Annotated in this window: 22 protein-coding genes; 9 read left to right on the forward strand and 13 right to left on the reverse strand. The window is 67.1% G+C overall.

Going from position 1 to position 24,839, the window contains the following annotated elements; all coding sequences use genetic code 11:
- Positions 1-23 precede the first annotated feature (23 nt).
- The gene (locus ACFU4Z_RS03390) at positions 24-563 is read right to left on the reverse strand and encodes a CGNR zinc finger domain-containing protein (protein WP_379059399.1); all 540 of its coding nucleotides are present in this window, start codon (positions 561-563) and stop codon (positions 24-26) included.
- A gap of 83 nt (positions 564-646) precedes the next feature.
- Between ACFU4Z_RS03390 and ACFU4Z_RS03395 the strand changes: the two genes are divergently transcribed.
- Positions 647-1,546, forward strand: coding sequence for a DMT family transporter (locus tag ACFU4Z_RS03395; protein ID WP_379059401.1), 900 nt, complete (start codon positions 647-649; stop codon positions 1,544-1,546).
- A gap of 1 nt (position 1,547) precedes the next feature.
- Here the strand turns inward: ACFU4Z_RS03395 and ACFU4Z_RS03400 are convergent, their stop codons facing one another.
- The 3 genes from ACFU4Z_RS03400 to ACFU4Z_RS03410 all read right to left on the reverse strand — a co-directional run bounded on the left by ACFU4Z_RS03400 (position 1,548) and on the right by ACFU4Z_RS03410 (position 4,128).
- Positions 1,548-2,171, reverse strand: a complete 624-nt coding sequence (locus ACFU4Z_RS03400; protein WP_379059402.1) for a Tellurium resistance — start codon at positions 2,169-2,171, stop codon at positions 1,548-1,550.
- Between the two features lie 89 nt (positions 2,172-2,260).
- On the reverse strand, positions 2,261-3,361 hold the full coding sequence (locus ACFU4Z_RS03405; RefSeq protein ID WP_379059404.1) for a DUF475 domain-containing protein: 1,101 nt from the start codon (positions 3,359-3,361) through the stop codon (positions 2,261-2,263).
- Between the two features lie 191 nt (positions 3,362-3,552).
- Entirely contained in the window at positions 3,553-4,128 is a 576-nt protein-coding gene (locus tag ACFU4Z_RS03410; RefSeq protein ID WP_379059405.1) for a TerD family protein, read from the reverse strand.
- Between the two features lie 204 nt (positions 4,129-4,332).
- Between ACFU4Z_RS03410 and ACFU4Z_RS03415 the strand changes: the two genes are divergently transcribed.
- Genes ACFU4Z_RS03415 through ACFU4Z_RS03430 form a run of 4 tightly spaced genes read left to right on the forward strand, consistent with a single transcriptional unit; the run spans position 4,333 to position 10,262 of the window.
- Positions 4,333-5,547, forward strand: a complete 1,215-nt coding sequence (locus ACFU4Z_RS03415; RefSeq protein ID WP_379059407.1) for a hypothetical protein — start codon at positions 4,333-4,335, stop codon at positions 5,545-5,547.
- 13 nt (positions 5,548-5,560) lie between these two features.
- Positions 5,561-6,772: an HpcH/HpaI aldolase/citrate lyase family protein gene (locus ACFU4Z_RS03420; RefSeq protein ID WP_379059409.1), complete on the forward strand. Its 1,212-nt coding sequence runs from the start codon at positions 5,561-5,563 to the stop codon at positions 6,770-6,772.
- Positions 6,769-9,417, forward strand: coding sequence for a phosphoribosyltransferase (locus ACFU4Z_RS03425; protein WP_379059411.1), 2,649 nt, complete (start codon positions 6,769-6,771; stop codon positions 9,415-9,417). Before ACFU4Z_RS03420 ends, ACFU4Z_RS03425 begins: the two co-directional genes overlap by 4 nt.
- Complete coding sequence (locus tag ACFU4Z_RS03430; RefSeq protein WP_379059412.1) at positions 9,414-10,262, forward strand: HAD family hydrolase; 849 nt, start codon at positions 9,414-9,416, stop codon at positions 10,260-10,262. Before ACFU4Z_RS03425 ends, ACFU4Z_RS03430 begins: the two co-directional genes overlap by 4 nt.
- Positions 10,263-10,330: 68 nt before the next feature.
- Here ACFU4Z_RS03430 and ptsP read toward each other — a convergent pair whose 3' ends face one another.
- Genes ptsP through ACFU4Z_RS03450 form a run of 4 tightly spaced genes read right to left on the reverse strand, consistent with a single transcriptional unit; the run spans position 10,331 to position 15,427 of the window.
- Entirely contained in the window at positions 10,331-13,051 is a 2,721-nt protein-coding gene (gene ptsP, locus ACFU4Z_RS03435; protein WP_379059414.1) for a phosphoenolpyruvate--protein phosphotransferase, read from the reverse strand.
- Positions 13,048-13,662, reverse strand: a complete 615-nt coding sequence (gene dhaL / locus ACFU4Z_RS03440) for a dihydroxyacetone kinase subunit DhaL (protein WP_379059415.1) — start codon at positions 13,660-13,662, stop codon at positions 13,048-13,050. Before dhaL ends, ptsP begins: the two co-directional genes overlap by 4 nt.
- Before the next feature lie 2 nt (positions 13,663-13,664).
- Entirely contained in the window at positions 13,665-14,666 is a 1,002-nt protein-coding gene (gene dhaK / locus ACFU4Z_RS03445) for a dihydroxyacetone kinase subunit DhaK (protein ID WP_379059417.1), read from the reverse strand.
- A gap of 11 nt (positions 14,667-14,677) precedes the next feature.
- Complete coding sequence (locus tag ACFU4Z_RS03450; RefSeq protein WP_379059419.1) at positions 14,678-15,427, reverse strand: MIP/aquaporin family protein; 750 nt, start codon at positions 15,425-15,427, stop codon at positions 14,678-14,680.
- Positions 15,428-15,541: 114 nt separating this feature from the next.
- On the opposite strand from ACFU4Z_RS03450, the gene ACFU4Z_RS03455 reads away from it, so the two are divergent.
- Complete coding sequence (locus ACFU4Z_RS03455; RefSeq protein ID WP_379059420.1) at positions 15,542-16,288, forward strand: IclR family transcriptional regulator; 747 nt, start codon at positions 15,542-15,544, stop codon at positions 16,286-16,288.
- Positions 16,289-16,331: 43 nt separating this feature from the next.
- Here the strand turns inward: ACFU4Z_RS03455 and ACFU4Z_RS03460 are convergent, their stop codons facing one another.
- Entirely contained in the window at positions 16,332-16,769 is a 438-nt protein-coding gene (locus tag ACFU4Z_RS03460; protein ID WP_379059421.1) for a MerR family transcriptional regulator, read from the reverse strand.
- A 129-nt stretch (positions 16,770-16,898) separates the two neighbouring features.
- On the opposite strand from ACFU4Z_RS03460, the gene ACFU4Z_RS03465 reads away from it, so the two are divergent.
- The gene (locus ACFU4Z_RS03465) at positions 16,899-17,597 is read left to right on the forward strand and encodes an HAD family hydrolase (RefSeq protein WP_379059423.1); all 699 of its coding nucleotides are present in this window, start codon (positions 16,899-16,901) and stop codon (positions 17,595-17,597) included.
- Positions 17,598-17,665: 68 nt separating this feature from the next.
- On the opposite strand, the gene ACFU4Z_RS03470 is transcribed toward ACFU4Z_RS03465, so the two are convergent.
- Genes ACFU4Z_RS03470 through ACFU4Z_RS03480 form a run of 3 tightly spaced genes read right to left on the reverse strand, consistent with a single transcriptional unit; the run spans position 17,666 to position 19,765 of the window.
- A complete protein-coding gene (locus ACFU4Z_RS03470) occupies positions 17,666-18,430 on the reverse strand; it encodes an AIM24 family protein (protein WP_379059424.1) in 765 nt (254 codons plus the stop codon).
- Between the two features lie 3 nt (positions 18,431-18,433).
- Positions 18,434-19,132: an AIM24 family protein gene (locus ACFU4Z_RS03475; RefSeq protein ID WP_379059425.1), complete on the reverse strand. Its 699-nt coding sequence runs from the start codon at positions 19,130-19,132 to the stop codon at positions 18,434-18,436.
- 9 nt (positions 19,133-19,141) lie between these two features.
- Positions 19,142-19,765 (reverse strand): AIM24 family protein, encoded by a 624-nt coding sequence (locus tag ACFU4Z_RS03480; protein ID WP_328407445.1) that lies wholly within the window; start codon positions 19,763-19,765, stop codon positions 19,142-19,144.
- A gap of 209 nt (positions 19,766-19,974) precedes the next feature.
- Between ACFU4Z_RS03480 and ACFU4Z_RS03485 the strand changes: the two genes are divergently transcribed.
- Both ACFU4Z_RS03485 and ACFU4Z_RS03490 read left to right on the forward strand, forming a co-directional pair.
- Complete coding sequence (locus tag ACFU4Z_RS03485; RefSeq protein WP_379059426.1) at positions 19,975-21,345, forward strand: TerD family protein; 1,371 nt, start codon at positions 19,975-19,977, stop codon at positions 21,343-21,345.
- Positions 21,346-21,376: 31 nt separating this feature from the next.
- Complete coding sequence (locus ACFU4Z_RS03490; RefSeq protein WP_379059427.1) at positions 21,377-22,984, forward strand: TerD family protein; 1,608 nt, start codon at positions 21,377-21,379, stop codon at positions 22,982-22,984.
- A 27-nt stretch (positions 22,985-23,011) separates the two neighbouring features.
- On the opposite strand, the gene ACFU4Z_RS03495 is transcribed toward ACFU4Z_RS03490, so the two are convergent.
- Complete coding sequence (locus ACFU4Z_RS03495; protein WP_379060309.1) at positions 23,012-24,718, reverse strand: glycosyltransferase family 87 protein; 1,707 nt, start codon at positions 24,716-24,718, stop codon at positions 23,012-23,014.
- Between the last annotated feature and the right edge of the window lie 121 nt (positions 24,719-24,839).

Genomic DNA, 24,839 nt, shown 5'->3' on the forward strand with positions numbered 1-24,839 from the left:
GGCCGGGCGATCGGGTGGCTTGCTCAGTCCGCGGCCTGTCTGGCGCGGAATGCGGCGCTCTTGGCGCGATTGCCGCACTGGGTCATATCGCACCAGCGGCGCGACTTGCCGCGTGAGGTGTCCACATAGAGGCGGGTGCACGCCGTGCGGCCGCATTCCTTGATCAGTTGCCGATCGGGTCCACCGAGCATTTCGACGGCGGCGCGGGCGATGGCCGTGATGGCGGCCTCGGGAGTTCCGGTGCGGATCAGCGTGGCATCGGATTGCAGTGTCAGACGGGGCAGTTCGCCGACTGCCAACTCGTTGACGATGCTTCGGTCCGGCTCGGGCAAAGGTTCGTTGTCGGCGGCGGCTAGGGCCAGCCGGTAGGCGGCTTCGCGCAGGCGCACGGCGCGGTCGAATGTCGCTGTGTCGCAGTGTGGTTCGCCGTCGAGCAGATCGGCGGCGATGAGCCATTCGTCGAAGTCGGCCGGCGTGCGGAGGTAGTCGTCGAACGTCGTGGCCCGGGCTTTGACCGTGCCTGCGAAGTCCAGGGCGAGGTTACCGCTTACGAAGACGAACACCCTCCCATAGTAACCGCCTTGACAGGTTATTGAAGAAGGTGCGACGGTAGTAACCGCTTTAGCCGGTTGCATCGGGAGGACTCGTGAAGGATCGCATCGCGACGGTGGCCATGCAGCCGCTCTTCGTTGTGCTGTGGAGCAGCGCGTTCATCGCGGGGATCATCGGAGTCGGCGCCGCGCCGCCGTTGATGGTGTTGTTCGTGCGGTTCGCCATCGCGGGCCTGTTGCTCGCGCTGTACGCGCGAGCGGTGGGGGCCCGATGGCCACGAGGAGCGGAGCTCCGGCATGTGGTCGTCGCGGGTCTGCTGATGCAGATCGTGCAGTTCGGTGCGTTCTATACCGCGATGAGCCACCATGTTTCAGGCGCCGTCATCGCGCTGGTGCAGGGGTTGAATCCGGTGGTCATCGCGTTGTTCGCCGGATTCATCGGCGAAACCGTCACGGTGCGACAGTGGTTCGGCTTCGGGATCGGCGGCGTCGGTGTGGGGCTGGCCGTGCTGGACCAGTCGACCATGTCGATGGTCGGGTTGCTGCTGTGCGTGGTCGGATTGCTCGGCCTGAGCATCGGGACCGTGTATCAGAAACGGTTCGTCCCGCGGGTCGATCCACGCGCCGCGACCACGGTGCACGTGGTGGCGAGCGCGCCCATCGCGGGCGTATCGGCCTGGGCCAGTGGCCAACTGCACATCTGGGATATGGGCCGCTTCGCGCAGTCAGTGGCCTGGATGGTGTTCATGAACTCGATGGTCGCGTTCCTGCTGCTGAACCACATGCTGCGGCGCTGGGATGCGACCCGGGTCGGCCGATTGTTCTTCGCGACGCCGGTGGTGACCGCGACCCTCGCCTGGTTGCTGGTCGACCAACCGTTGCGGCCCTTGACCGTTGGCGGACTCGCGATCGGCGTGATCGGCATGGTGCTCGCGTCCCGGCGACCCGTTGCCGCGGTCGAACAGCCGCAAGCGGTGGTGGTGGGCGTGCGCTGAGCTACGTGCTCGCGCCGTGCCAGTCCATGCCCCACCGGTAGGCCTTGTCGATGGCGCGCTGGGCGCCCTCGACATAGTGGACCTCGCGGTGCACAGTGATGCCGGTGCCCTGATGCTGCAGCAGCGCAACGGCACACGAGTCGGCGACGCGCACCGGGGCGTCGAGGCGAACCTCGATCTGCGGGCCGGACGTGGGGAACAGGGTGACGACGCCATGGGCGGCGGCCCAGTCCGGCACGCCGTCGGAGCCGGCGGCGAAGATCAGGATGCGCCGAAACAGTTCTGGCCTGGCGAGATCGATGTGCAGGTTCGCGCAGGCGTTCGCGGCATCGCCGCGATCGTCTCCGTCGAGGACGATGTGCGGCTCGGAATCCAGTGCGCCGAAGTTGTTTCCGATCGCCGCAATCACGCCTTTGGTCCCGTTGGACAGCTCATAGAGGCAACCGAGCTCCAGCTCGATGGGCTTGGACTTGCGGAAGAAACCCTTCGAGCCGGTGGTCCAATTCAGGTTCACCCGCATGACTCCGGGCTGGTCACCGGGTTTGACGAGGGTGGTGCTCGGCGTTGCTTTCGACAGCGTCAATGTCGGCTGGTCGACGCCGCCGGGAGTGTTGTCCTTCGCCATCGGAGCGATTCCCCTCGTACACAAAAGAAAGCGGCAATGGCTGAAATTCAGCCATTGCCGCTCGAAGTCCGTCGGCTGTCTGCCGAATGTCAGCCTACCGGCGTCGGTTCCCGTTCGCTCTTCACTTCTTCGGCATCATCCTCGCGACGGTTGCGAATGACGCTGGTGATGAACGCCGCGCCGATGAACGCGATACCGATCAGGCCGGTGATGAGTTCATTGACGTGCACGCCGATCGAGATCATCAAGATGATGGCCAGCGCGCCGATCGCCCAGTGTGCGCCGTGCTCCAGGTACACGAACTCCGAGAGCGTGCCCTTGCGTACCAGGTAGACCGTGATGGAGCGGACGAACATGGCGCCGATCAGGCCGAGGCCGAGCGCGATGATGATCGGGTCGGAGGTGATGGCGAAGGCGCCGATCACGCCGTCGAAGGAGAACGACGCGTCGAGCACTTCCAGGTACAGGAACAAGAAGAACCCGGCCTTGCCGGTGGCCTTGGCGAGCTCCGAAGGACCTTCGCTGTGTTCCTCGGTGTGGAACAGCGAGCCGAGCCCGTCCACCACGATGTAGGTGATCATGCCGAGCAGGCCCGCGGCCAGAACGGTGGCGCGCTCGTGCTCGGTGGCGATGATCTCCGCGGTGAGGATCAGCGCGATGCCGGAGACGACCACCGAAAGCATGTCGAGCTTGCCGATTCGGGCCAGCGGCCGCTCCAGCCAGGACAGCCAGGTGATGTCGCGTTCCTCGAAGATGAAGTTCAGGAACAGCAGCAGCAGGAACATGCCGCCGAACGCGGCGATCTGCGGGTGCGCGTCGGTGAGCAACGTCTCATAGCTCTTGCTGCCGTCCGGGAAGGTAGCGGCGCCGTCGGCGGGCGGGTTCAGCGCCAGATCGAAGGCTTTCACCGGGTCGAGGCCCGCGGTGATCCATACGATCGCCAGCGGGAAGACCAGGCGCATGCCGAACACTGCGACCACCACACCGATGGTGAGGAAGATCTTCTGCCAGAACTGGCTCATTCGTTCCAGCACAGTCGCATTGATGACCGCGTTGTCGAACGACAGCGAGACCTCGAGGATACCGAGGATCGCGGCGAGCGCGAACGCGGTCGGTCCGCCGTACAGGAACGCCGCGATAAGCGAGACCACCGTGACGATGAAGGACATGCCGAAAATGCGCAGGACCACGCGGGGACCTTTCCTATGCGGCGACTCGGACGTTCGTCCGAGCACGTGTGAATGAAGCGACCGGGTTGGTGACGGCTAGTTCCAGCGTGGCTGCTGAATCGGCGGTTGTCCAACAATGTTGCGTGCGTCTCGGCGCGTTGTCGCACGAGCAGGGGGCCCGTCGCCGAGCCCCCTGACAGGCAAGGTCGTGCTTAGACGTTCACGCCGTAGTCGCGGGCGATACCGGCCAGACCCGAAGCGTAGCCCTGACCGATGGCGCGGAATTTCCACTCGGCCCCGTTGCGGTACAGCTCACCGAAGACCATGGCGGTCTCGGTGGAGGCGTCCTCGGTGAGGTCGTAGCGAGCCAGTTCGGTGCCGTTGCTGCGGTCGACAACGCGAATGTAGGCATTGCGCACCTGACCGAAGGACTGCTGACGGCCGTCCGCGTCGTAGATCGAGACCGGGAAGAAGATGCTCTCGATCGTCGGCGGGGTGGCCGCCAGGTCCACGTTGATCACCTCGTCGTCGCCCTCGCCCTCACCGGTGGTGTTGTCACCGGCGTGCTCGATGGCGCCTTCGGGGGACTTGAGGTTGTTGAAGAAGACGAAGTGCTGGTCCGACAGCACCTTCTTGTCCGCACCGGTCGCGATGGCGCTGGCATCGAGGTCGAAGTCGGTGCCGGTGGTGGACCGCAGGTCCCACCCGAGACCGACTGCCACGGCGGTCAGGTTCGGCGCCGCCTTGGTCAGCGAGACGTTGCCGCCCTTGGACAAACTGACACCCATGCGGAAATCCCTTTCAATAGACGTTTGAGGTTCCCAGCATGTCCGAATCGCCGGGTACGCCATACGACAGTAGTAGGTTTCGGCGAACTTGCGTAGGAACCCGTGGAACCCCTGGCGAACTGGAACATCGCCGGGAGCGGCGCGGCCGCAGGGCAGTCTCGCGGTCGGGCGGGCGCGGGCGAGTCCACCGCTTACCATCGGGACGTGGCAGGCCGCAGGCGTGGATGGTTCCGGTCATCGGGGCACAATGAATGGATTCAGCAGGCCCGACCGGCGCTGACTGCTGCGTTCCTCGATATGGATCGGCGCCAGAGCGCGGCCGAGGCGGCCGTGCACGCCGCCGAGCAGGTGTTCCCGGATCGACGGATGAGCGCGCACTGGGAAACAGTGCGCAGCCGGTGCTATGACGCGGCGGGGGCGTACCTGGCGTTCAACGACGAGCTGGATACGGCCGACCGCGACGGCGCCCCCGTCCAGCAGGGGCAGGCCCGCGCCGATGCGCTGGTCCGGCAGCTGAATGCGGCGGCAGTCGCGGTGGACGAGTTCTACGGCGGCAATCAGGCACAACTCGAGCGCGCCCTGGCCGTGTATCGGACGGTGCCGCAACTGGCCGAGCAGGTGAAGATCACCGCGGCGGGTGTTCGCAGGCAGGCGGCCGAGTCCGAATACGCAGGCTATCCGTCGGTGCGACGGGCCGCCACCGCCCTCGATGAGGCCATGATCACACTGGAAGCCGCAGGTCCCGAGGCTGCCGCGACCGTCAGGGCCGCTGCCAATCGACTCGAAGCGGCCACCAAGGAATTGACAGAAGCATTGGCGCAGGCCCCATCTCGCGAACAGGCCGCGACCACCGCGATCAGCTCGGCGAGCACCAGGTTGGCGGCCGTGCGCACCAGAGCCGAACGGCTGGTGCCGGCCTTCTCTACGCTGCTGCGCGAGTTCAATGCTGCAAGTTCCGCGGATCTGGCTAACAATGGGCGGGAAAGCCAACGGGCCATCGATGCCGCGGACGCGGATCTGGTACAGGCGCGCGTGGCATTGGCCAAGAACAACCCGGAGTCTGCACTTGATCTGACCACATCCGCGCGCGGGTCTCTGACCGAGGCCGAGCAGCAGGTCGACGCCGTGACCAAACGGCTCACCACGCTGCGCGAAGTCCGGGACAATCCGCAAGAGAAGGCCAAGGCCGTACGATTTCGGCTGCGGGACGCACAAATGCTCGCGGTGGGCCGGGGGCTCACCGCCGAATGGGGATCTGTGCTCGATGCACAGGTGGACCGAATCGACCGAATCGCCGAAACACTGTCGGGGCGGCACCCCGACTACTGGGCCTATGTGACGCAACTGGATTCCGTCACCGAATTCATAGCCGGGGTAGTGGATCGAATGAGAAAACAAGCAGGACCACGACGAGAATGAGGATGGGGCAACGATGACCGCAGGCATCGCCGTCCCGCAGGCGGTTTCCCTGCGGAAACGACTGCCGCTGCGCCATTTTCGGCAGCTGCACGGCCCCGAGGCACGGCACCTTTTCCATCGGCAGCCCGAACCTTTCGGCGACCACGCCGACCGGGAGCTGCTGGCGATCGCACTCGGCGCGACGTTGTACGCACCCGCGACCCGGCCGGATCTGGCCGTGACGATCGCCAAACGCGCCGAGCGCGGCGTGTGCTCGATGGTGATCGATCTCGAGGACGCGGTCGCCGACCACGAGGTGGAATTCGCCAAGCAGCAGACGGTGGCGACGCTGGATCTGCTGGCAGGCAGCGAGGATCCGAATCCGCTGCTGTTCGTCCGGGTTCGCGACGCGGACGCGATCACCGAGATCGTCGAGCAGCTCGGGGCCGGTGCCGCGGTGCTCACCGGATTCGTCTTCCCCAAATTCGACAGCACCACCGGAACCAAATATCTCGACGCGCTCGAGACCGCCGCGGAGCTGCTCGACCGGCCGATATACGGGATGCCGGTGCTCGAATCGGCGGGACTGGTGCATCGGCAGACCCGCGACGACGAGCTGACCCAGATCGCGACATTGCTCGCCGAGCATCGGGAGCGGGTGCTCGCGGTGCGGGTCGGCGCGACGGATATGTGCTCGACCTTCGGCATCCGGCGCGACCGGGATCTGACCATCTACGACGTGCGAGTGGTCGCCGATGTCATCGCCGACATCGTGAATTACCTTGGGCGAGCGGATGGTACGGGTTTCGTCATCACCGGTCCGGTATGGGAGTACTTCGCCGATCACGAGCGGATGTTCCGGCCGCTGCTGCGCACCGCGCCCTTCGCGGAGTCCGACGCGGTGCCGTTTCGGCAATATCTGGTCAGCCGGGATCTGGACGGGCTGCTGCGCGAAATCACGCTGGACCGGGCCAACGGCATCCAAGGCAAGACGGTGATCCACCCCTCGCACGTGGCCGCCGTGCACGCGCTGTCGGTGGTGACGCACGAGGAGTACTCCGACGCGCTCGACATCCTGCAGGTCGACGTGGGTGGCGTTGCGGCATCCGGATACCGCAACAAGATGAACGAGATGCGCCCGCACCGCAGTTGGGCGCGGCAGACGCTGCTGCGGGCGCGAGTGTTCGGTGTGGCGAATAAGGGAGTTTCGTTCGTGGATCTGCTGTCGGCGATGGTGAAGGTATGAGTGGCGCGTCTACTGACCTGATCGGGACTGCCATCCCCTGGGCGACGAGGACGCTCGGTATGGAACTGTTCCACGACGATTCCTACGGGCCGGTCGATCCCGACGCGGCGACGAGTGCGTTACCGGTAGAACTGTCGATCGAGTCGCTGATCCAGCCCGGCCTGCGCCGCAACCCGCGACGTGCGCATCTGCTGGTGTCGACCGTGCTCGGCAAGCATCTTCCGACAGACCCGCGGGTGGTGCTCGATGCGGGCAACCGGCTCGGCGACCTGGTGCGCGGAGTGCTCGGTGAGCGGGAAGCGGTCGTGCTCGGGTTCGCCGAAACCGCAACAGGTCTCGGCCATTGTGTGGCGGCGCGAATCGGTGCGGGCTGCTACCTGCATTCGACCCGGCGAGACGTCGCCGAAGCGGAGACGCTCACCGGGTTCGAGGAGGGGCATTCGCACGCCACGTCGCACCAGCTACAACCCGCACCGGCCGATATTTTCGCCAACGACCTCCCTCTCGTGCTGGTGGACGACGAGATATCCACCGGCGCTACGGCTCTCGATGCGATCTATGCGCTGCACGCGTTCTCGCCGAGGTCGCACTACCTGCTTGCTTCGCTGGTGGATATGCGCACCGAGAACGATCGCGCCTCCTTCGAGGCGGCGGCGCAGCGAATCGGCGCGCGGATCGACACGGTGTGCCTCGCGTCCGGCCGCACCGCGTTGCCGGACGGACTGGTGGACGCGGTCGCCGCGCTACCCGAGCCAGAGCTGAATCCCATTGCCGAGCAGCGAGGTTCGTTCACGCGAATGGAACTGCCATGGCCCGCGGCGGTGCCGGAGGGCGGCAGGCATGGGATTCTGCGTTCGGACATGATCGCGTTCGATTCCGCTGTCGCCGCTGCGACCGGGGTGGTGCGGACGAAGCTCGATGCGGAATTCCCCGGCAGGGCGGTCATCGTGCTCGCGCACGAAGAGCTGATGTACATGCCGCTTCGGCTGGCGGCGCAACTCGCCGAATCCGGCCTGCCGACCAGGTATCAGACCACTACCCGGTCACCGGCGTATGTACTGGACGAACCCGGCTATCCACTGCGCCGTGGATTCCGTTTCCTGGCACCGGAGGTCGGTCAGGAGCAGCCGCGCTACCTGTACAACGCGCACTGGGCCGAGGAGTTCTCCGGAGCGCGCGATCCGGAGTCGGTGCGGCGGTCCGGCCGACTCGCCGGCGCCGGCGAAAGTCTCGGCAGGCTCTCGGACAACTCCACAGCGGGCGGCGCGGCGGAGGTCGATCCGGTCCTGGTCGTCGTCGTCGATTCCCCTGCCGACACCGCAGAACTCGTCGCCGATGGTGGGTTGATCGATGTGCTCACCGCCTCCGGCGCGGATGTCGTCGTCGCGGTGCTGCCGGGTGCTGATCCGCGCATGCTGCACGCAGAGCGGGTCGATCAATTGCCGTCGGGTACGGCGTTGCCCGACACCGACGCGATGATGAGGTCAGCTGCTGTGAATACCGTCCCCGCAGTCGAACTTCCCGCCCCGCTGCACGGTCCGGACTTCGGATCGTATGCGCCTGAAGAGGTTTCCTGGCTCCTGAAGGATCTTTCCGACGTCGACCTCGAGGCGGACGTCGCCGAGCGGGAGCAACGGATCCAAGCGGGGGTCGCGCATTACGCGGAATCGCTGCCGATCGAATACCAGCCGGACGCGGCCTATCGGTCGTTGTTCGACGACGTGCTCGAGGCCAGTGCCGAACGGCTCGCACTTGCCGTCGCGACAGTGGCGGAACTGGTTGTCGCCGAGCGCGGCAACGACATCGTATTGGTGTCGTTGGCTCGCGCGGGCACTCCAGTGGGTATCCTCATGCGCCGCTGGCTGGCCGCAGGCCGTTGTAGTGACCTGCCGAGTCTCGAGGTGCCGCACTATGCGGTGTCGATCGTGCGTGATCGCGGCATCGACGCGGTCGCATTGGACTACCTTGCCAGGCATCATGATCCGGCGTCGGTGGTGTTCGTCGACGGCTGGACCGGCAAGGGCGCCATCGCCAGGGAACTCACCGAAGCCCTCGACGCGTACCACGCCGCCGGTGGCGCTCGGTTCAACGACGAACTCGCCGTCCTGGCCGACCCGGGGCATTGCGTGCGCACCTACGGCACCCGCGATGACTTCCTCATCGCGTCGGCCTGCCTGAATTCGACCGTCTCCGGCCTGATTTCACGCACCGTATTGAACGACACTCTGATCGGATCCGGCGACTTCCACGGCGCGAAGTTCTATCGCGAGCTGAACGGCGACGATGTTTCGGTGCGCCTGCTCGACGCGGTGAGCGGCGCTTTCGACACGGTCCGAGACCGGGTGCCCGCCGAGGTCGCCGCCATCCGCGACAGCGATCGGACACCGACCTGGTCGGGCTGGGCCTCGGTGGAGAAGGTGCGCGAGCAGTACGGCATCGGCAGCGTGAATTTCGTGAAACCCGGTGTCGGCGAGACCACCAGGGTGCTGCTGCGTCGCGTGCCGTGGCGGGTGCTCGTCCGCGAGGCCGATGCGCCCGAGCACGCCCACCTGCGCATGCTTGCCGCGGCCCGCGGTGTCCCGGTGGAGGTCGTGTCGGACCTCGCCTATTCGTGCATGGGATTGATCGAGGACGTACAACAATGATGGACCTACGAAGTCTACGAAGACAGACGCTGGTAGCCACCGACCTGGACCGGACGATGATTTACTCGCGCAACGCTTTCAGCGCGGCCACCGCGGTGCCGACGGTGTGTGTGGAGCATCTGGAAGGCGAGCCGCTGTCTTTCATGACAACCGCGGCGGCCCTGCGGATGCAGACCCTGACCGAACCCGCCGCCGTCATTCCGACGACCACCCGCACCATCAAGCAGTTCGAACGCATCCAATTGCCAGGCGCGCCATGGCGATACGCGATCACCAGCAATGGCGGCAATATCCTCGTCGACGGTGTTCCCGATATGCGCTGGCGCATCGATATCGACGACCAGGTTCGTGCGGGCGGCGCGACGCTGTCGGAGATCAATGCCGAGCTCCGTGCGCGCATCGATGACAGCTGGGTGACCAAGTTCCGTGTCGCCGACCACCTGTTCAACTATCTGGTGGTCAAGCCGAAAGAGGTGCCGGAGGGTTTTCTCGCCGAATGGGACGCCTGGTGCCGCTCTCGCGGGTGGTCGGCCTCCCAGCAGGGGCGCAAGATCTACACCATGCCGACGGCCGTCTGCAAGAGCCGCGCCGTCCAGGAGGTTCGTCGCCGACTGGTCGAGAACGGCGAGCTATCCCATGCCGCAATGACTCTCGCCGCAGGCGACGGCGCACTGGATGCCGAGATGCTCCGCACGGCCGACTCGGCCATCCGACCCCGCCACGGCGAACTCGAGCAACTGAACTTCACCCATCCCAATCTCACCATCACCAGGGCCTCGGGCATCCTCGCCGGTGAGGAAATCATCAACTGGTTCATCAAAGCCGCGCCGCTGTCCACCGAATGAGGTGCGCCGAAGTCGTCGGGGCTCGGTAGGACCCGGCCAGCGGTCGGCGTGCTGACCGGGACAACACCTCAGCCAACCAGGGCGCGTACCTCAGCGGCCGACGCGCAACGCAGCGCCTTGGCTGCCGCCTGTCGGCATTCGGTCAGGTCCAGGTCGCGGACGGCGGCCTTGACGAGTGGTATCGCGGGTGGGGCGACGCTGAGTTCGTGGACGCCGAGGCCGAGTAGCAGGGGGGCTGCCACCGGGTCCGCGGCGGCTTCGCCGCAGACCGCTACTCGTGCGGATCCGGCTGATTCGCAGACCATGGCGATCAGCCGGAGGACGCCGGGGTCGAGGGGGTCGGCGAGGGTGCTGAGGGCTTCGTTACCGCGTTCGGCGGCGAGGGCGTACTGGGTGAGGTCGTTGGTACCGATACTGAAGAAGTCGACGTGGTCGGCGAATATCGCCGTTTTCGCCGCTGCCGCGGGCACTTCCACCATGATGCCGACCTCTGGCGTGACACCGGACGGGGCGACGTCGTCGAGGATTCGGCGGGCGGCGAGCAGCTCGTCCAGTTGCGTGACCATGGGGAACATCACGCTCACTGGATGGTCGGCGGCGACTCGGCAGATGGCGGTCAGTTGGTCGCGCAGCAATGCGGGGCGGGCAAGGGCGAGGCGGATGCCTCGGACGCCGAGGAAGGGGTTCGCCTCGGTCGGTTGATCGATGTAGGGGAGCGGTTTGTCGCCACCGACGTCGAGGGTGCGCAGCACGATGCGGCGACCACCGAATGCCTCGGCCACCGCACGGTATACCTGCTCCTGCTCCTCGATGGAGGGGGCGTCGGCGCGGCCGAGGAACAAGAACTCGGTGCGCACCAGCCCGGCCAGGTCCGCGCCGTTGCGCACGGCTTCGGTCGCCTCGACGTCGCCGCCCACATTCGCCGCGATGTGAATGGTCGCCCCGTCACGGGTGATCGCGGGTTTGTCGGCCTCCGCTTCGGCGGCTCGACGTTGTTCGCGTTGCCAGATCGCGAGCCCGGTGAAGGCGGCGAGGGTTGCCGCCTCGGGCTCGATCACAAGTCTGCCGGTGCCGCCATCCAACGCGATTACCGTCCCGTCCGGGACCTCGAGCACGGGGGAACCCGCACCGGCCACGGCGGGGATGCCACGCGCGCGAACGATGATGGCGCTGTGCGAGGTCGGGCTGCCCTGAGCGAGCACGATTCCCGTGACGAGATCGCGGTCGAGTCCGGCCGCCTGGGCGGGAGTCAGATCGGCGGCGACGAGAATGCCTGCGCGACTGATCATCTCGGTGGTGTGGCCCAGCATGGCCGCGAGCACCTGGTCGCGTATGGCCCGCAGGTCGGCGGCGCGGGCCCGCTGGTAGTCGTCGGTGAGCCGATCCAGTTCGGCGGCAGCGGATTCCAGTACCTGGGCCCACACGGTGGGCGCGGAGCCCGCGGCATCGATGCCCTGATAAACCGCGCCGATCAGTTCGTCGTCATCGAGGAGCAGCAGGTGCGCCTCGAAGATTTCGGCCTCCGCGCCCGCATGCGCGCGAGTCCGCTCGATGTCGGCACGCACGGCCGCGATCGCGGCGTCGAACAGTTCGTGCTCCACTTGTGGTGGGCCGGAGGGAGTTTCGGGAAGGTCGAATTCGGTCTGCCCGATCCGCCAAGCGCGCCCGATACCGACGCCCGCAGATGCGGGAATCGGCCCCGCGCTCTGTTCGATGGGTGTGGAAGTCGCGCCTGGGCCTTGACCGGCGGACGAGAGCAATGAGCCCGCGCCCTGACCGGCGGGTGAGGGGATTGCGCCTGCCCCCTGACCCGCAAGTGTGGGAAATGGACCTTCGCCATAACCGGTGGGCCTGGCGAATTGGTCTGTGCCGTGATCCATCGGCGCGGCAAGTGGGCGACCGGCGGGCGCGGGATACGTGCCCGCCGCCTTGCCGATGCGAGTGGAAGACCCGGCAGCGTCCGGCTCAGCGATGGCCCGACCGGCCGTCTCGTCGAATCGGCGCGCGGCGAGTGCGAGTACGTCATCCACCGCCTCCTTCGCGCCCGAACCTGTTGCCACGACCTCGATTTCATGGCCGAAGAGCGCGCCGAGGGCGGCGACGCGGCTCAAGCTTGTTCCCGAGGCGGGCCCAGCGCCGGTCGTCAGATTGCGCAGCCGGACGGTCGCCGCGAGGCGGCGTATCTCGGCAACGAGGCGTGCCGCCGGGCGGGCATGCAGCCCATGGTCGTTCGTGACGACGAATGTGCCGGTCGCGGTCGGCTCTGAGCTGTTGATGCCCGCGTTCACGGCCGACGACGCTGTCGGGTCGCTTCCGGACAGTACTCGCGGCATACCCTCGGCTTCGGCCGGCATCGGTTCGGGCGCACTGTCCGCTGTCGCGGCTGGCTGTCCTTCGAGGTGAGTTTGCTTGCCCGCCAAGGCGTTCTCGGCCTCGTCCGCGGCTTCCGCGAGCCCCGCGCCACCGGCCGCAGCGACAGCGGCCGCGATCAGGCCCTCCACGAACGGCGCCGAACACAAGCGCACCTGATGGGGCGTCGTGAGCAGATCCACCGCGAGCTCGGCGGAGAGCACGGCACTGCCGAGGTCCATCAATACCAGTGCGCCGTCGCCGGAGTCGGCGTCGGCGATCGCCTCGGCGACGGCGATCGCGTCGGTACCGAAGGTGTGCTCGTCGAGCCCGGCCGCCACCTCGATGCGGATCGGCTGGTCGTGCAGCATCTCGGTGGCCAGCGCAACGGCGGCGGTAGCGAGGGCACGGCTGTGTGAGACGGCGACGATGCCGATCATCGAACCGCCTGTCTCGCGGCGAGCACCAGCAGTGCCGCACTGGTCGCGCCGGGATCTTGATGCCCGACACTGCGTTCGCCGAGGTAGGAGGCGCGGCCCTTGCGTGCGAGCATCGGAATGGTCGCGTCGCGTCCGGCCTCGGCCGCGGCTACCGCGGCCTCGAGTGCCGCGGCGAGATCGTCCCCGGCAGCGAGGCGCTCGTCGAGCGCGTCGGCTGCGGGCGCAAGTGCGTCGAACATCGTCTTGTCCCCGGACTCAGCCTTGCCGCGTGCCACGATCCCGTCGAGCCCGGCCCGGAACGCCTTCGCGAAACCCGCCGCGTCGAAGTCGGTTTCGCCCGCGGCTGCCGCGCAGCGCAGGAAGAACGTGCCGTAGAGCGGCCCGCTCGCACCGCCGATCGTTCGTATCAGCGTCATGCCGACCTGTTTCAGCTGTTCGGTCGGTGTCCTCGGCGCGTCCTCGGCGAGCGCCGCGACGACCGCCGCCGTCCCGCGCTGCATATTGCTGCCGTGATCGGCATCGCCGATGGCCGCGTCGAGCTCGGTGAGTTCGTCGGTGTGCTCGTCGATCAGCTCGGCGAAGCGGCGCACCCAGTGGATCGGATCGATCATCGTCACACTCCCCAGCGCAGGGCGGGCGTGCGCACCGGCGCATCCCACAGAGTCAGTAGGTCGTCGCCGACCTTGGTCAATGTCACCGAACATCCCGCCATCTCCAACGACGTGATGTACGGGCCGACCAGGGAGCGGGCGATGCCGATCCCGTGGCCGCCGAGGATGCGGGCCACCTCGTTGTACATCACGTACAGCTCCAGCAGGGGCGTGCCGCCCATCCCGTTCACGAAGCAGATCACCGTGTCGCCCTTGGTGAACGGCAGATCGGCGAGGATGGGCTCCACCAGCATTGCGGCGACCTCCCGCGCGGGCGCGAGCGGCGCGCGATGGCGGCCGGGTTCCCCGTGGATGCCGACGCCGATCTCCATCTCGGTCTCGCTCAGCGCGAAGGTCGGCTTACCGGCGGCGGGGACGGTGCAGGAGGTCAGCGCCATGCCCATACTGCGTGAGTTGGCGTTCACGGTGCGGGCGACCTCGGCGACCTCGGCGAGCGACCTGCCCTGTTCGGCGGCGGCGCCCGCGATCTTCTCCAGCACGACGGTGGCGCCGACGCCACGGCGGCCCGCGGTGAAGAGGCTGTCCTGCACGGCCACATCGTCGTTCACCACCACCGCGGTGACCTCGACCCCGGTTTCCGCGGCGGCGAGCTCGGCAGCCATCTCGAAGTTCATGATGTCGCCGGTGTAGTTCTTGACGATGTGCAGGACACCGGCACCGGCGTCGATGGCCGTGGTGGCACCGAGGATCTGGTCCGGGACAGGGGAGGTGAAGACTTCTCCGGCGCAGGCGGCGTCGAGCATGCCCGCGCCGACGAAGCCGCCGTGCATCGGTTCGTGCCCGGAACCGCCGCCCGACAGCAACGCGACTTTGCCCGGTCTCGGTGCGTCGGCGCGAAACACGACCTTGTTCTCGATATCGACCCGCAGTTCGGGGTGGGCCGCGGCCATGCCCGACAGCGCTTCCCGGACGACGCCGGCCGGATCGTTGATCAGTTTCTTCATCAATTCTCCTGTTATGCAGCGGTTTCGAGCGCGTCGTGATTCGCGCCTGCCGAGGTCTTGATGTGGGTCAGGGCGCGGGCGGCGAAGGCCGCGGCGACACCGGCGAGGAATTCGGCGGCGAGATACACGGGGGCTTGTCCCCAGGCGACATCCGCGCCCCACACCTGCTGCACGAGCATCGGCCCGAGCGTGCGCGCCGGGTTGATGGACGCGCCGGTGGCGGGTGCGACAGGGATGATGGCCGCGAACACCACGAGTCCGATGGCGACGCCTGCGAAGCCGGGCGCAGCGGCGCGGTGCACGACGAGCAGCACGGTCAGCACGAGAATGAAGGTGCCTACGAACTCGGCGATGAACGCCTGCCCCGCGCCGACGCCTTGGCCGTAGGCGGCGACGCCGAGACCGACCTCGCTGGCACGGTCGCCGAGCACCCCGATGATGGCGAACGCGCCCAGCACCGCACCCGCGACCTGGGCGGCGAGGTAGGCCGGGACCTGCCGCCACGGGAACTGCCCGTTCAACGCGAGCGAGAGGGTCACCGCCGGATTGATGTGGTTTCCTGAGACGTGCCCGAAGGCATACACGGTGGCCAGGACCACGGTGCCGAAGGCAAGCGAGATCATGCCGAGGTCGGCCATCGTGAACGGTGCGTCGCCGTTCACCATGAGCGTGGCAGGTACCGATCCGACGCCGATGAAGACGAGGAACGCCGTGCCGAGCACTTCCGCCGCAAGTTTCTGCGGCGTCCGCAGTCCATCCATGGGAGACTCCCGAGATTGTTTCGAACGATATTCGACAATGTCGAATGTAATTCGTAGAGTACGTGGATGTAGCGCAGGTCACAAGAGTCGGTGGGATTCGATGGAGGAAGTCGCGTGATCCAGTCGGTCGACCGGGCCGTTCGCATACTGTTCGCGCTGCAGGGCGCGCGGCGGATGACCCTGTCCGAGCTCGCCGCGGAGCTCGGGCTCGCGGCGACAACGGTGCACGGCATCGTCCGGACGCTCGCCGCTCACGGTGTCGTCGTGCAGGAACACGGCGGCGGGCGTTATCAGCTCGGGCCCGCCGTGCTGCGGCTGGGCAACGTCTACCTCGACACGCTCGACCTGCGGGCCAGAGCCCTCACCTGGGCACACGAACTGGCGCGGACCACCGGACTCGCCGTCCGGGTCGGCGTGCTCTTCGGCGACGATGTGGTCATCATCCATCACGAACCCCGGCCGGACGGCAGTAGGCAAATGCCCGAGGTCGGCATCGAAATACCTTCCCACGCAAGTGCTCTCGGCAAGGCCATGCTCGCGTTCCTGGCGCCGCTCGACGCGACGACGCTGCGCAGCATGACCGGCGAGACGATCATCGATCCCGTGGCCTTCCTCGAACACCTGCGACCGGTCGCATCGTCGGGTCTCGCCTACGAATGCGACGAGGCCGTGCTCGGCGAATCCTGTGTGGCGGGAGCCATTTTCGACCGCACGGGCAGCGTCGTCGGGGCGGTCGGCGCAGTCATCCCGACACCGGATTGGCCCGCCTCCGACGCCACCGTCGACGCAGTCCGCACCACCGCCCGCACCATCTCACGTGAACTCGGCTCCACCCGCTGGCCCGCCACCCCGGATCGGTGATCCGGCGCCCGCGATCGCGTCCCGGCGATGCTTGATCGGCTGGCTATCGCAGTCCGGTTCTCGCGGTCACCGGCGTCCGAATGGCCTGGGATTCAGGGGTTTCGAATGTGCTCTTGAAGTCGGGGCATTCGACCAAGGGCTCATGGGTGCAAGTCGATGCGTGGCGGAGGCTGTCGCGCATCCGGATGAGCCGGGCGATGTCGTCGTCGAGGTCGCGGGCTTTGTCGGCCATGCGGGCGCGCAGTTCGGTGTCGCTGGGGGTGGCTCGGATGAAGCGGGCGATTTCGGCGATGGTGAACCCCGCGCCGCGTGCGCAAGCGACCAAGGCGAGGCGGCCGAGGATGTCGGGACGGTAGGTGCGCCGCAGTCCGTTGCGTCCGTCGGCGGCGATGAGGCCGCGCTTCTCATAAAAGCGCAGTGCAGACGGGGCGAGACCCGCGCGCTCGGCCACCTCGGCGATATCCAGCAGGGTGTCGGCCATGGTGTTCTCCTTGACTTGAATCGCGCTTCAAGTTGGAGGTTAGTCCAGGTGACCGACAAAGTCGCGGTATCCCAAGGAGGATCCCCGAATCCTTCTGCGCTTTCGTTGCGACTGCGACAATGGATCGTTGTGCCGACCTCTTCCGCCGAAGCCGTCCTGTTCGATGTGGACGGAACGCTTGTCGACCACGAGACTGCCGCGGAGGCGGCGGTCCGCGCGGGGTTCCCCTACGTCCCCGATCGCGACGGTCTCGCGCGCCGGTGGCGGGAGTTGGAAACATGGGCGATGGATCGCTACCTGGCGGGTGAACTGACTTTCACGGAGCAACGACGCCTGCGAATCACTCATCTCGCCGACGAGTTCGGCCAGGGCGTTTGGTCGGATGACCGGGCGGACAGCTGGTTTGCCGAATATCTGACGCAGTACGAGGCGGCGTGGCGGACCTATCCCGATGTGGCGCCTGCCCTCGCGGCGCTCGCTACAGAGAACGGGAAGCTGCGGCTCGGTGTAATCACCAACGGCGATTCGCTACAGCAACGCCGCAAGCTCGCGAAGGTCGGTCTCACAGGCCTTTTGGACCACGTAACCATCTCCGGTGAGGTAGGTGTCGCCAAGCCGCATCCGGCGATCTTCCTGGCCGCGTGCGATGCACTGCGGTTGCCGCCTTCGAAGGTCGTCTACATCGGCGATCGTCTGCGGACGGATGCCGAGGCGGCGATCGCCGCTGGGCTGCAGGGGATTTGGCTGGATCGCCGCGATACCGGCGTCGCCACCCCGGCCAAGCGCATCAAGAGTCTGACCGAGCTGCCGCCGCTGATCCGCGGTTAGTCGCACGTGGTCGGTGGTGAATCGGTCTGCGTCGCGCATCGAGACCAGGCCACGCCCCGTGATCGGCCTCAGTCGTAGTGCTGACCACCCAGCTGCTGGGCGATGACACCCTGCAAGCGTTGCAGGCCGCCGACTGTCATGCCGCTCTGCAGCTGCCCCTCGATGGTGCGCACCAGCATGGAGTCGCTGAGCACTTTTTCGCTGGATTGGATCAATACCGTTCCGCTGCCGGTGAAGTCGAACTGTCGTTCCTCGCCGGAGTTGACGCCGAACCGGGCCGCGCCCGCCGCGAGGAAATTCGTCACCCACCGCTGGTCGTAATGATGGCTTGGTGACGGGCAATCCGCCCAGCCGACAAGGGATTCCGGGTCGACCCGCAGCGGCGGCTCCGCGAACATGACGGGGCCGTTGGACGAGGCGAGGAACTTGCCCGTGCCGATCAGCGTGAGGAACCCGGGGACGATGGACTGGTTGAGCGACAGGCCGGGCTCGAAGGCGAGCAGGTTCGCCGCGCGGATGGTGAGGTTGCCGTTGTCCTCGAGGTCATAGGAATTGATGTCGTAGCCGCGGTCTCCGATGATGAGCTTGCCGTGGCCTTCCGCGACCACGTAGTCACCGGTGAACAATGGTGCGGAGAACTGCTGGGACACCATGTGCAGCAGTCCACCCTGCAGGCCGTGGGTGAGCATCTGGAAGCGCATATCGCCGTAGTAGGCGATCATCGCGCCCTTGCGCATGAACCACGGCTTGTTCAGGTCGATGCAGTAGGCGTAGCTGTTCCCCGGAATATTGTCGCTCTCACCGAGATTCAGCGGATTCAAAATCTGGGACATGGCTCACAACTTCTCTTCGGAGGCCTGCACATACACGACACCCTGTCCGACGCAGTGCAATTGCATCGCTTCGCCCGCTCCGCGTCCCACCGCGTCGCGCCAGCTCATCGCCGTCTTCAGCTCGGTCTGCACATTGCCGTAGGTGGCGACGAATGCCTGCGGATCGACCACGATCGGATTCGGCCCGCCCACTTGCAGTTCCAGGAATCCGCCGTGCGCGAGCAGCACCGCCGATCCCTGACCCGCCAGCTGGGTGGTGAACATGCCCTGCCCGGTCAGCGCGCCGCCCGCGGCGCCGCGCAGCGCACCCATCAGGCCGCCGCCACCGCCGCCGCCACCCGAACTCATCACCGACACAATCGAACTCTGCAGTCCCGCGCTGTTGGCAAGCAGTCGCGAGGCCTCGACGCGCAGCGTCGCGCCCTGCTGCAGGTGGACGACGTGCACTTCGAGCCCGGCGAATCCGTAGTGCACCTCACCGGGGCCCTGGGCCAGCATGGTGCGCTCGTGCTCGCCGGCCATCATGCGGCCTGCCATCCGCATCAGCCCGCCGCCACCGCCCATGCCCTGGCCGCCCGGAATCTGGTGCGGCGCAAAGGAGATATCGCCGGTGTAGAACAGCATCGCGCCGTTGCGGGCGACGACGCCGCCCGCCCTGCTGACATCGACCTTGACGACTTTGCCGTTGACCTTCTCGAACATCGCCCGTCCCTACCGTTCCGCCGGCTGGATCAGCACGACGCCCTGACCATCCCAGCGCAGCGAAAACGCCTCGCCCGCGTCCTGGCCGACGAGGCTGCGCCACGACACGTCGGTGACGAACGAGTGGTTGAGATTGCCGCGCGCCGCGACGAAGGCGTCGGGGTCGACGACCAGCGGGTACTGCGGCGACACCTCGAGATGGATCAGCGGCCCGCCCGCCGAAAGCAGCGCGACCTGACCCTGTCCCGACACCGTGGTGGTGAACAGCCCCGCACCGGTGGAGGCGCCGCGCACCCCGGCGAAACGCACATCGGTGCGCAGGTTGCCCGCGAAGGCGAGCAGCTGCTGCGATTCGACCTGCAGCGTCTCGTTGTTGAGGTTCACCACGGTGACGTGCTGGCCGTTCACCGCGAAGAAGACCCTGCCGTGCCCGTTGCACTCCATCAGCGACAGCTTCTCGCCGGTGGCACGTCGCTTGAGCCCGGCGATCACACCGTCACCGCCGCCGAAACCGGCAGACTTGAACTGCACATTTCCTTCGTAGGCGATCATCGAGCCGGAGATCGCACGGATGCTCGTTCCGGCGAGGTGGGCCTCGATCACCTTTTTCGACTGCTCGAAAAGTTGCGCCATAGGGGAGTTTGCCTGCTGTCTCGATCGGGAACATGGGAGTATTCGCCACATTCCAACTGCCTGCGGTCACCTTAACGGACATAGCCGGACGCAGTCCGTTATCGACTCGCGCGCGACCACGCTTTCGCGGAGTCGGTGTCGTGGCGGCATCCGTTCGGTTCGTTTCTCGTAGAGTGGCAACGTACGCACCGACAAGCGAAGGGTCGACCTTGTCCGCAACACTCGCCAAGGGCCAGAACGGTCCACTGGCCACCAACGACGTGGTGATCTCCGTCCAACTCACGGCACCAGCGGATCTGTCCGCGCTGCTGGTTACCGAGCGGGGCAAGGTCCGTTCCGACGAGGACTTCGTCTTCTTCAACCAGCCGAACGGGCCTGGTGTGAACCTGCAGCCCGCGCCGTCCGGGCAGCCCGCGTCGCTGGCGGTGTCGCTGAACGCGGTGCCCGCGGATATTGATCAGATTCGCGCGGTGATCACCCTCGACGACGCGTCGAGCAGCTTCGGCCGCTTCCCCGCGCCGACCGCGATCGTGTCGGACTCGTCCGGTAATCGGTTGTACGAGTATCAGGTTGACGGTTTGCAGAGCGAGTCGATCGTGATCGCGCTCGAACTGTATCGGCGGCAGGGTTCCTGGAAGGTCCGCGCTGTCGGCCAGGGGTACGCGGGTGGGTTCGCGGCACTGGTCACCGACCACGGCGTGTCAGTCGACGACGCCCCTGCCGCGACGCCGCAGGCTGCGCCTGCGCCGCCTCCGGCCCAGCCCGCGCCGAATTACCCGCCGCCGACCACACCCGCCTATCCGGCCCAGCCCGCGCCGCAGTACGCGCCGACTCAGGCGGCCCAGCCCGGACCCGGATACCCGCCGCCGCCCGCCGCGGGTTACCCGCCGCCGGGGCCCGGCTACCCGCCGCCGCCCGCACCGGGGCCGGGCTACCCGCCGCCCCCGCAGCAGGCCGCGCCGCAGCAGGCGCCCGCCGAGGTGAGCCTGAGCAAGGATCGTCCGGTCAGCCTGCAGAAGGGCCAGCGGGTCACCCTCCGCAAGGAAGGCGGCGCGGCGCTGACTTTCGTCAAGATGGGTCTGGGCTGGGATCCGGTGCAGACGCGAGGCATGTTCGGCAACCGGACCGTCGATGTCGACCTCGACGCCTCGGTCGCGATGTTCGCCGACGCGAACCTCGTCGACGTCGCCTACTACGGTCAGCTGACCTCCAAGGACGGCTCGGTCCGGCATCAGGGCGACAATCTCACCGGTGAGGGCGAGGGTGACGACGAGGTGATCCTGGTCGACCTGACCCGTATCCCGGCGCACGTCAGCACGCTGCTGTTCATGGTGACCTCCTACAAGGGGCACACTTTCGAGCAGGTCCAGAATGCCTTCTGCCGCTTGGTCGACGGCACCAACAACGCCGAACTCGCCAGATACACCATGGCGGGCGGCATGCGGTTCACCGCCATGGCGATGGCCAAGGTGTACCGCGTCGGCGCCGACTGGAAGATGCAGGCCCTCGGTGAGGGCTTCCAGGCCAAGCATCCGGGCGAGGCGGTCCCGCAGCTCGGCCGGTTCCTTTCGGCCGGGTGATACGACAGCACGAACAACGGGGGCAGACAACGTGATTCAGCTCAAGGCCGGTCAGAACACGCCGCTGACCGGTGATGTCGTTCGATTCAGCGCGAAAGCCGGTGCCGCGCTGGATGTTTCCGCACTGGTGGTGGCGCAGAACCTGCGCGTGCTCGCCGCAGCGGACTTCGTGTTCCTCGACCAGCCGCGGACACAGGGTGTCACGCTGTCCGACGGATCGGTGGCGATCCGGCTCGCCGAGGTCCGCGCCGACGCCAACGCGGTGCTGCTGGTGGTCAGTGCCGATCCGGCTGCGCCTGCTCAGCCGGGCGGTCTCGGGCCGGTGACGGCGGAGCTATTCGAAAACGACGTGGTCGCGGCGGAATTCGCGATCACACCGTTGGCCGGGGAAACCGCGCTGATCTGCCTGGAGGTGTATCGGCGCGGCACCGGCTGGAAGCTGCGTGCGGTCGGTCAGGGTTACGCGGGTGGACTCGCGCAGCTGCTGACCGCGCACGGGATCGAGGTCGACCGCGTGATAGACCAGGCCGCCACGGCCGCGCCGCAGGATGGTCCCGGTTCGCCGGGCGCGCGATCGGATGGTCAGGACACCATCTCCGGCCCGGGGGCCGATGCCCGCGCGGCCGGACCCGTGCCGGTGGAGGTCGCGCACGGACTCGACCGGCTGTGGATGATCTTCGAGGATGCCGCGCGTTCGGCGGCCGCGCTCATCTCGGCCCGCGACTACGCCGCCCAACGGCTCGATCACGAATTGTCCGCCGCGGTATCGGATCCCACCACGAGGAACACCCCGGCCGCCGAGACAGCGCGGCAGGCCGCGCATCGCCGCAGCGACGAGCTGATCGCCATCGCCGAGGGCAACCACCACCGCGACAGCCAACACCTCCTGCGCGAACTCGCCGACGCGGACCGGCTGCTGCCACCGTCGCTCGCGTCCTGGGAGTCGCCCGCTTGGGACAGTCCGCCCGCGGTGAGCGACGGAATCCGGCTCGGCGAGCTGCACGCGATCGAGCGCGGCCCGCTGCGGGTGCCGTACTGCGTGCCGGTGCCGTTGAATCGGCCGCTGTGGATAGACACCGAATCCAGCAGTGCGGCAGCCCCGGTCGTCGGCGCACTGCTGGCCCGGCTGCTCGCGGCCGATCCCGGGCGGCGCGTGCGCGTCGACATGATCGATCTGACCGGGGCGTTCCGTGGGCTGGTCGGACCGCTGACACCGGTGCTGAACGGACCGCCGGTTACCGACCACACCGAGATCTCGGCGCGGCTGCAGGCCCTTGTCGCCGCGGCGGAACTGGCCGAACTGGCCTATGAAGGCGGGGTTTTCACGCCACCGGTCGAACATCGAGTACTGCTCGCCGCGGATTTCCCGCACGGCTACCAGGCCGCCGATGCGCAACGCATCGGGTCGCTGATGGTGCGCGGCGATCTGATCGGTTTGTCGACCATGATCGTCGGCAGCGACGAATCCGATTCCAGCGATCCCGTGGTCGCGGCGTTGTCTCAAGCCTGCAGGCATCTCCCGACAGTCGACGGCACCCCGCTGTTCGATCCGTGGACCGGCAGCCCATGGCAGCTGGATCTGGACCTGTTGCCGCGTGAGCCCGAGCGGCAGGCGCGCTACCTACGCGTGCATCAGTGACGCCGCGGCGGTCCGCACCCGGTGTATTCAGGTGCGGGCCACCGTGACTCTCGGGCGCAGTGATTCGGGCAGCCATGGCAGCAGCGGGTCCGGTGTTCGATCGACGATGCCGCCGACCGGGTCGTCGATGAAGTCGCGGCGCACCAGGTCCTCCTCCGGCCGGTAGATCTGTCGAATAATCAAGACGCACAGGGCGAGTACCGCGAGATCGCGCAGCACGACGGTGCCGGTGAACCACTGCTCGGGCAGGCCCTTGTGGTCGAGGCCGAGGTAGTAGAACATCCGGGGGCCCCACACCAGCGCATCAACAGTCATCCACGCCAACAGGATCCGCCGGTGCGGCAGCGCAAGCGCGGCCAAGGGCACCAGCCACAGCGAATACTGCGGGCTCCACACCTTGTTCGTCAGCAGGAACGCGGCCACCACCAGGAAGCACAGTTGCGCGAGCCGCGGCCGTCGCGGCGCGGTAAGCGCGATGTAGCCGATCACCAGGCAGGCTGCGACGAACACCAGCAGTGACACCGCGTTCAGGATGGTCGGCGGCTGGTTGTGCGTGAGCTCCCCGTCGAAGCCGACCCAGCCGGTGAACGAGGTGATCACGTTGTAGATGGAGTCAGGGTCGGCGTGCCGGGTGGTGTTGAGCCGGAAGAATTCGCGCCATCCGGTCGGGTATAGCAGGGCGATCGGCAGATTCACTGCCCCCCAGGTCCCTGCCGCGGCCGCGGTGGTGAGTGCGGCGGCGCCGAGCGGGCGTGAGTTGAGCAGCTGCATGCGGTCGCGCAGCCAGGCCAGTGCGGTGTGCGGACTGTCGATATCGCGCACCCGGAGTCCGGCCTGCGCGCTCGGCACCCGGTGCAGCGGGTCGGCGCGCAGGCACAACACCACGATCGGGCCGAGCAGCAGCAGCGGGTACAGCTTGGCCGCACCGCCGAGTCCGAGCAGCACACCGGCCAGCAGCGGTCGTCGCCTAGCCCAGGCGAGCAGACCGGTCGCCGCGAATGCCGTCGCCAGCGCGTCGAAATTCGTGAAAGCGTGCACAATCACCAAGGGCGAACAGGCGATCATCGCCGCGTCCCAGATCCGGCGCCCGGCCAGTTCGGCCGAGGCCCATACGGTGACCAGCCAGGCCATGACGAGCCCGAATACGACGACATTGAAATAGATGACCACCTGCAGCGCACCGGGCAGCGGCAGTGCGTCCCAGGTTTTGGCGATCTCCATGGAGATGTACTGATAAAGGCCCGACAGCACCGGATACTCCATGTACCTTGTCTCGGTGCCGCCATCGGGTGTCTGCTCGGACCAGGACTTCTTGTAGGGGAACGCGCCCTCGTTCAGGCGCTCCGCCCCGTACAGCGGCACCGTGTCCGAATAGCACATGGCTATGTATTGGCGTCCGTTGTTCCAGTCCAGGGTGAGCGAGCCGTCCGCGGTGCTGGTCTGCTGGATACAGGGCGCCTTGGCTGTCCACCCGAGGGCAAGGAACACCAGGGTGACGGCCAGCAGCACCCGCATCGGGGTCCAGAACCGGACGCGGCCGATCAGTGCGTGATCACCGACAGGGCCGCCGATCACGGTGCACAGCTGCGCTGTCAGGGAATCGTTGCGGCTGGGCCGGTCTCGTCCGTCGGCCGACCGCAGATCCGGCGCGAGCGGGGCCGGGGCCGTGTAGTGCGGCCCGGCGGACTGCCCCCCACTGAACTTCGGCGCGCTCCCGTTCGTCGCCTCGTCCATCAGTTGCTGATCGGTCACGGCATCCGAGGCTACCGGCCGTGGCTGCCGGTCCGGATCGAGCGGGTGCTGTTCGCCCATGGTGGATCGCATCCGTCGCGGCTCGTCATGGCTGGAAATGCAT

The sequence above is a fragment of the Nocardia sp. NPDC057440 genome (genome assembly GCF_042802915.1).
In the GTDB taxonomy this organism is placed as follows: Bacteria; Actinomycetota; Actinomycetes; order Mycobacteriales; family Mycobacteriaceae; genus Nocardia.

What these genes read in the sequence shown, in the direction of transcription:
- ACFU4Z_RS03400 (WP_379059402.1), bottom strand. Translation starts at nt 2,171, where the DNA reads ATGGCGAAGGACAACACTCCCGGCGGCGTCGACCAGCCGACATTGACG.
- ACFU4Z_RS03410 (WP_379059405.1), bottom strand. Translation starts at nt 4,128, where the DNA reads ATGGGTGTCAGTTTGTCCAAGGGCGGCAACGTCTCGCTGACCAAGGCG.
- ACFU4Z_RS03420 (WP_379059409.1), top strand. Translation starts at nt 5,561, where the DNA reads ATGACCGCAGGCATCGCCGTCCCGCAGGCGGTTTCCCTGCGGAAACGA.
- ACFU4Z_RS03425 (WP_379059411.1), top strand. Translation starts at nt 6,769, where the DNA reads ATGAGTGGCGCGTCTACTGACCTGATCGGGACTGCCATCCCCTGGGCG.
- ACFU4Z_RS03430 (WP_379059412.1), top strand. Translation starts at nt 9,414, where the DNA reads ATGATGGACCTACGAAGTCTACGAAGACAGACGCTGGTAGCCACCGAC.
- ptsP (WP_379059414.1), bottom strand. Translation starts at nt 13,051, where the DNA reads ATGATCGGCATCGTCGCCGTCTCACACAGCCGTGCCCTCGCTACCGCC.
- dhaL (WP_379059415.1), bottom strand. Translation starts at nt 13,662, where the DNA reads ATGATCGATCCGATCCACTGGGTGCGCCGCTTCGCCGAGCTGATCGAC.
- dhaK (WP_379059417.1), bottom strand. Translation starts at nt 14,666, where the DNA reads ATGAAGAAACTGATCAACGATCCGGCCGGCGTCGTCCGGGAAGCGCTG.
- ACFU4Z_RS03450 (WP_379059419.1), bottom strand. Translation starts at nt 15,427, where the DNA reads ATGGATGGACTGCGGACGCCGCAGAAACTTGCGGCGGAAGTGCTCGGC.
- ACFU4Z_RS03460 (WP_379059421.1), bottom strand. Translation starts at nt 16,769, where the DNA reads ATGGCCGACACCCTGCTGGATATCGCCGAGGTGGCCGAGCGCGCGGGT.
- ACFU4Z_RS03470 (WP_379059424.1), bottom strand. Translation starts at nt 18,430, where the DNA reads ATGTCCCAGATTTTGAATCCGCTGAATCTCGGTGAGAGCGACAATATT.
- ACFU4Z_RS03475 (WP_379059425.1), bottom strand. Translation starts at nt 19,132, where the DNA reads ATGTTCGAGAAGGTCAACGGCAAAGTCGTCAAGGTCGATGTCAGCAGG.
- ACFU4Z_RS03480 (WP_328407445.1), bottom strand. Translation starts at nt 19,765, where the DNA reads ATGGCGCAACTTTTCGAGCAGTCGAAAAAGGTGATCGAGGCCCACCTC.
- ACFU4Z_RS03495 (WP_379060309.1), bottom strand. Translation starts at nt 24,718, where the DNA reads ATGGACGAGGCGACGAACGGGAGCGCGCCGAAGTTCAGTGGGGGGCAG.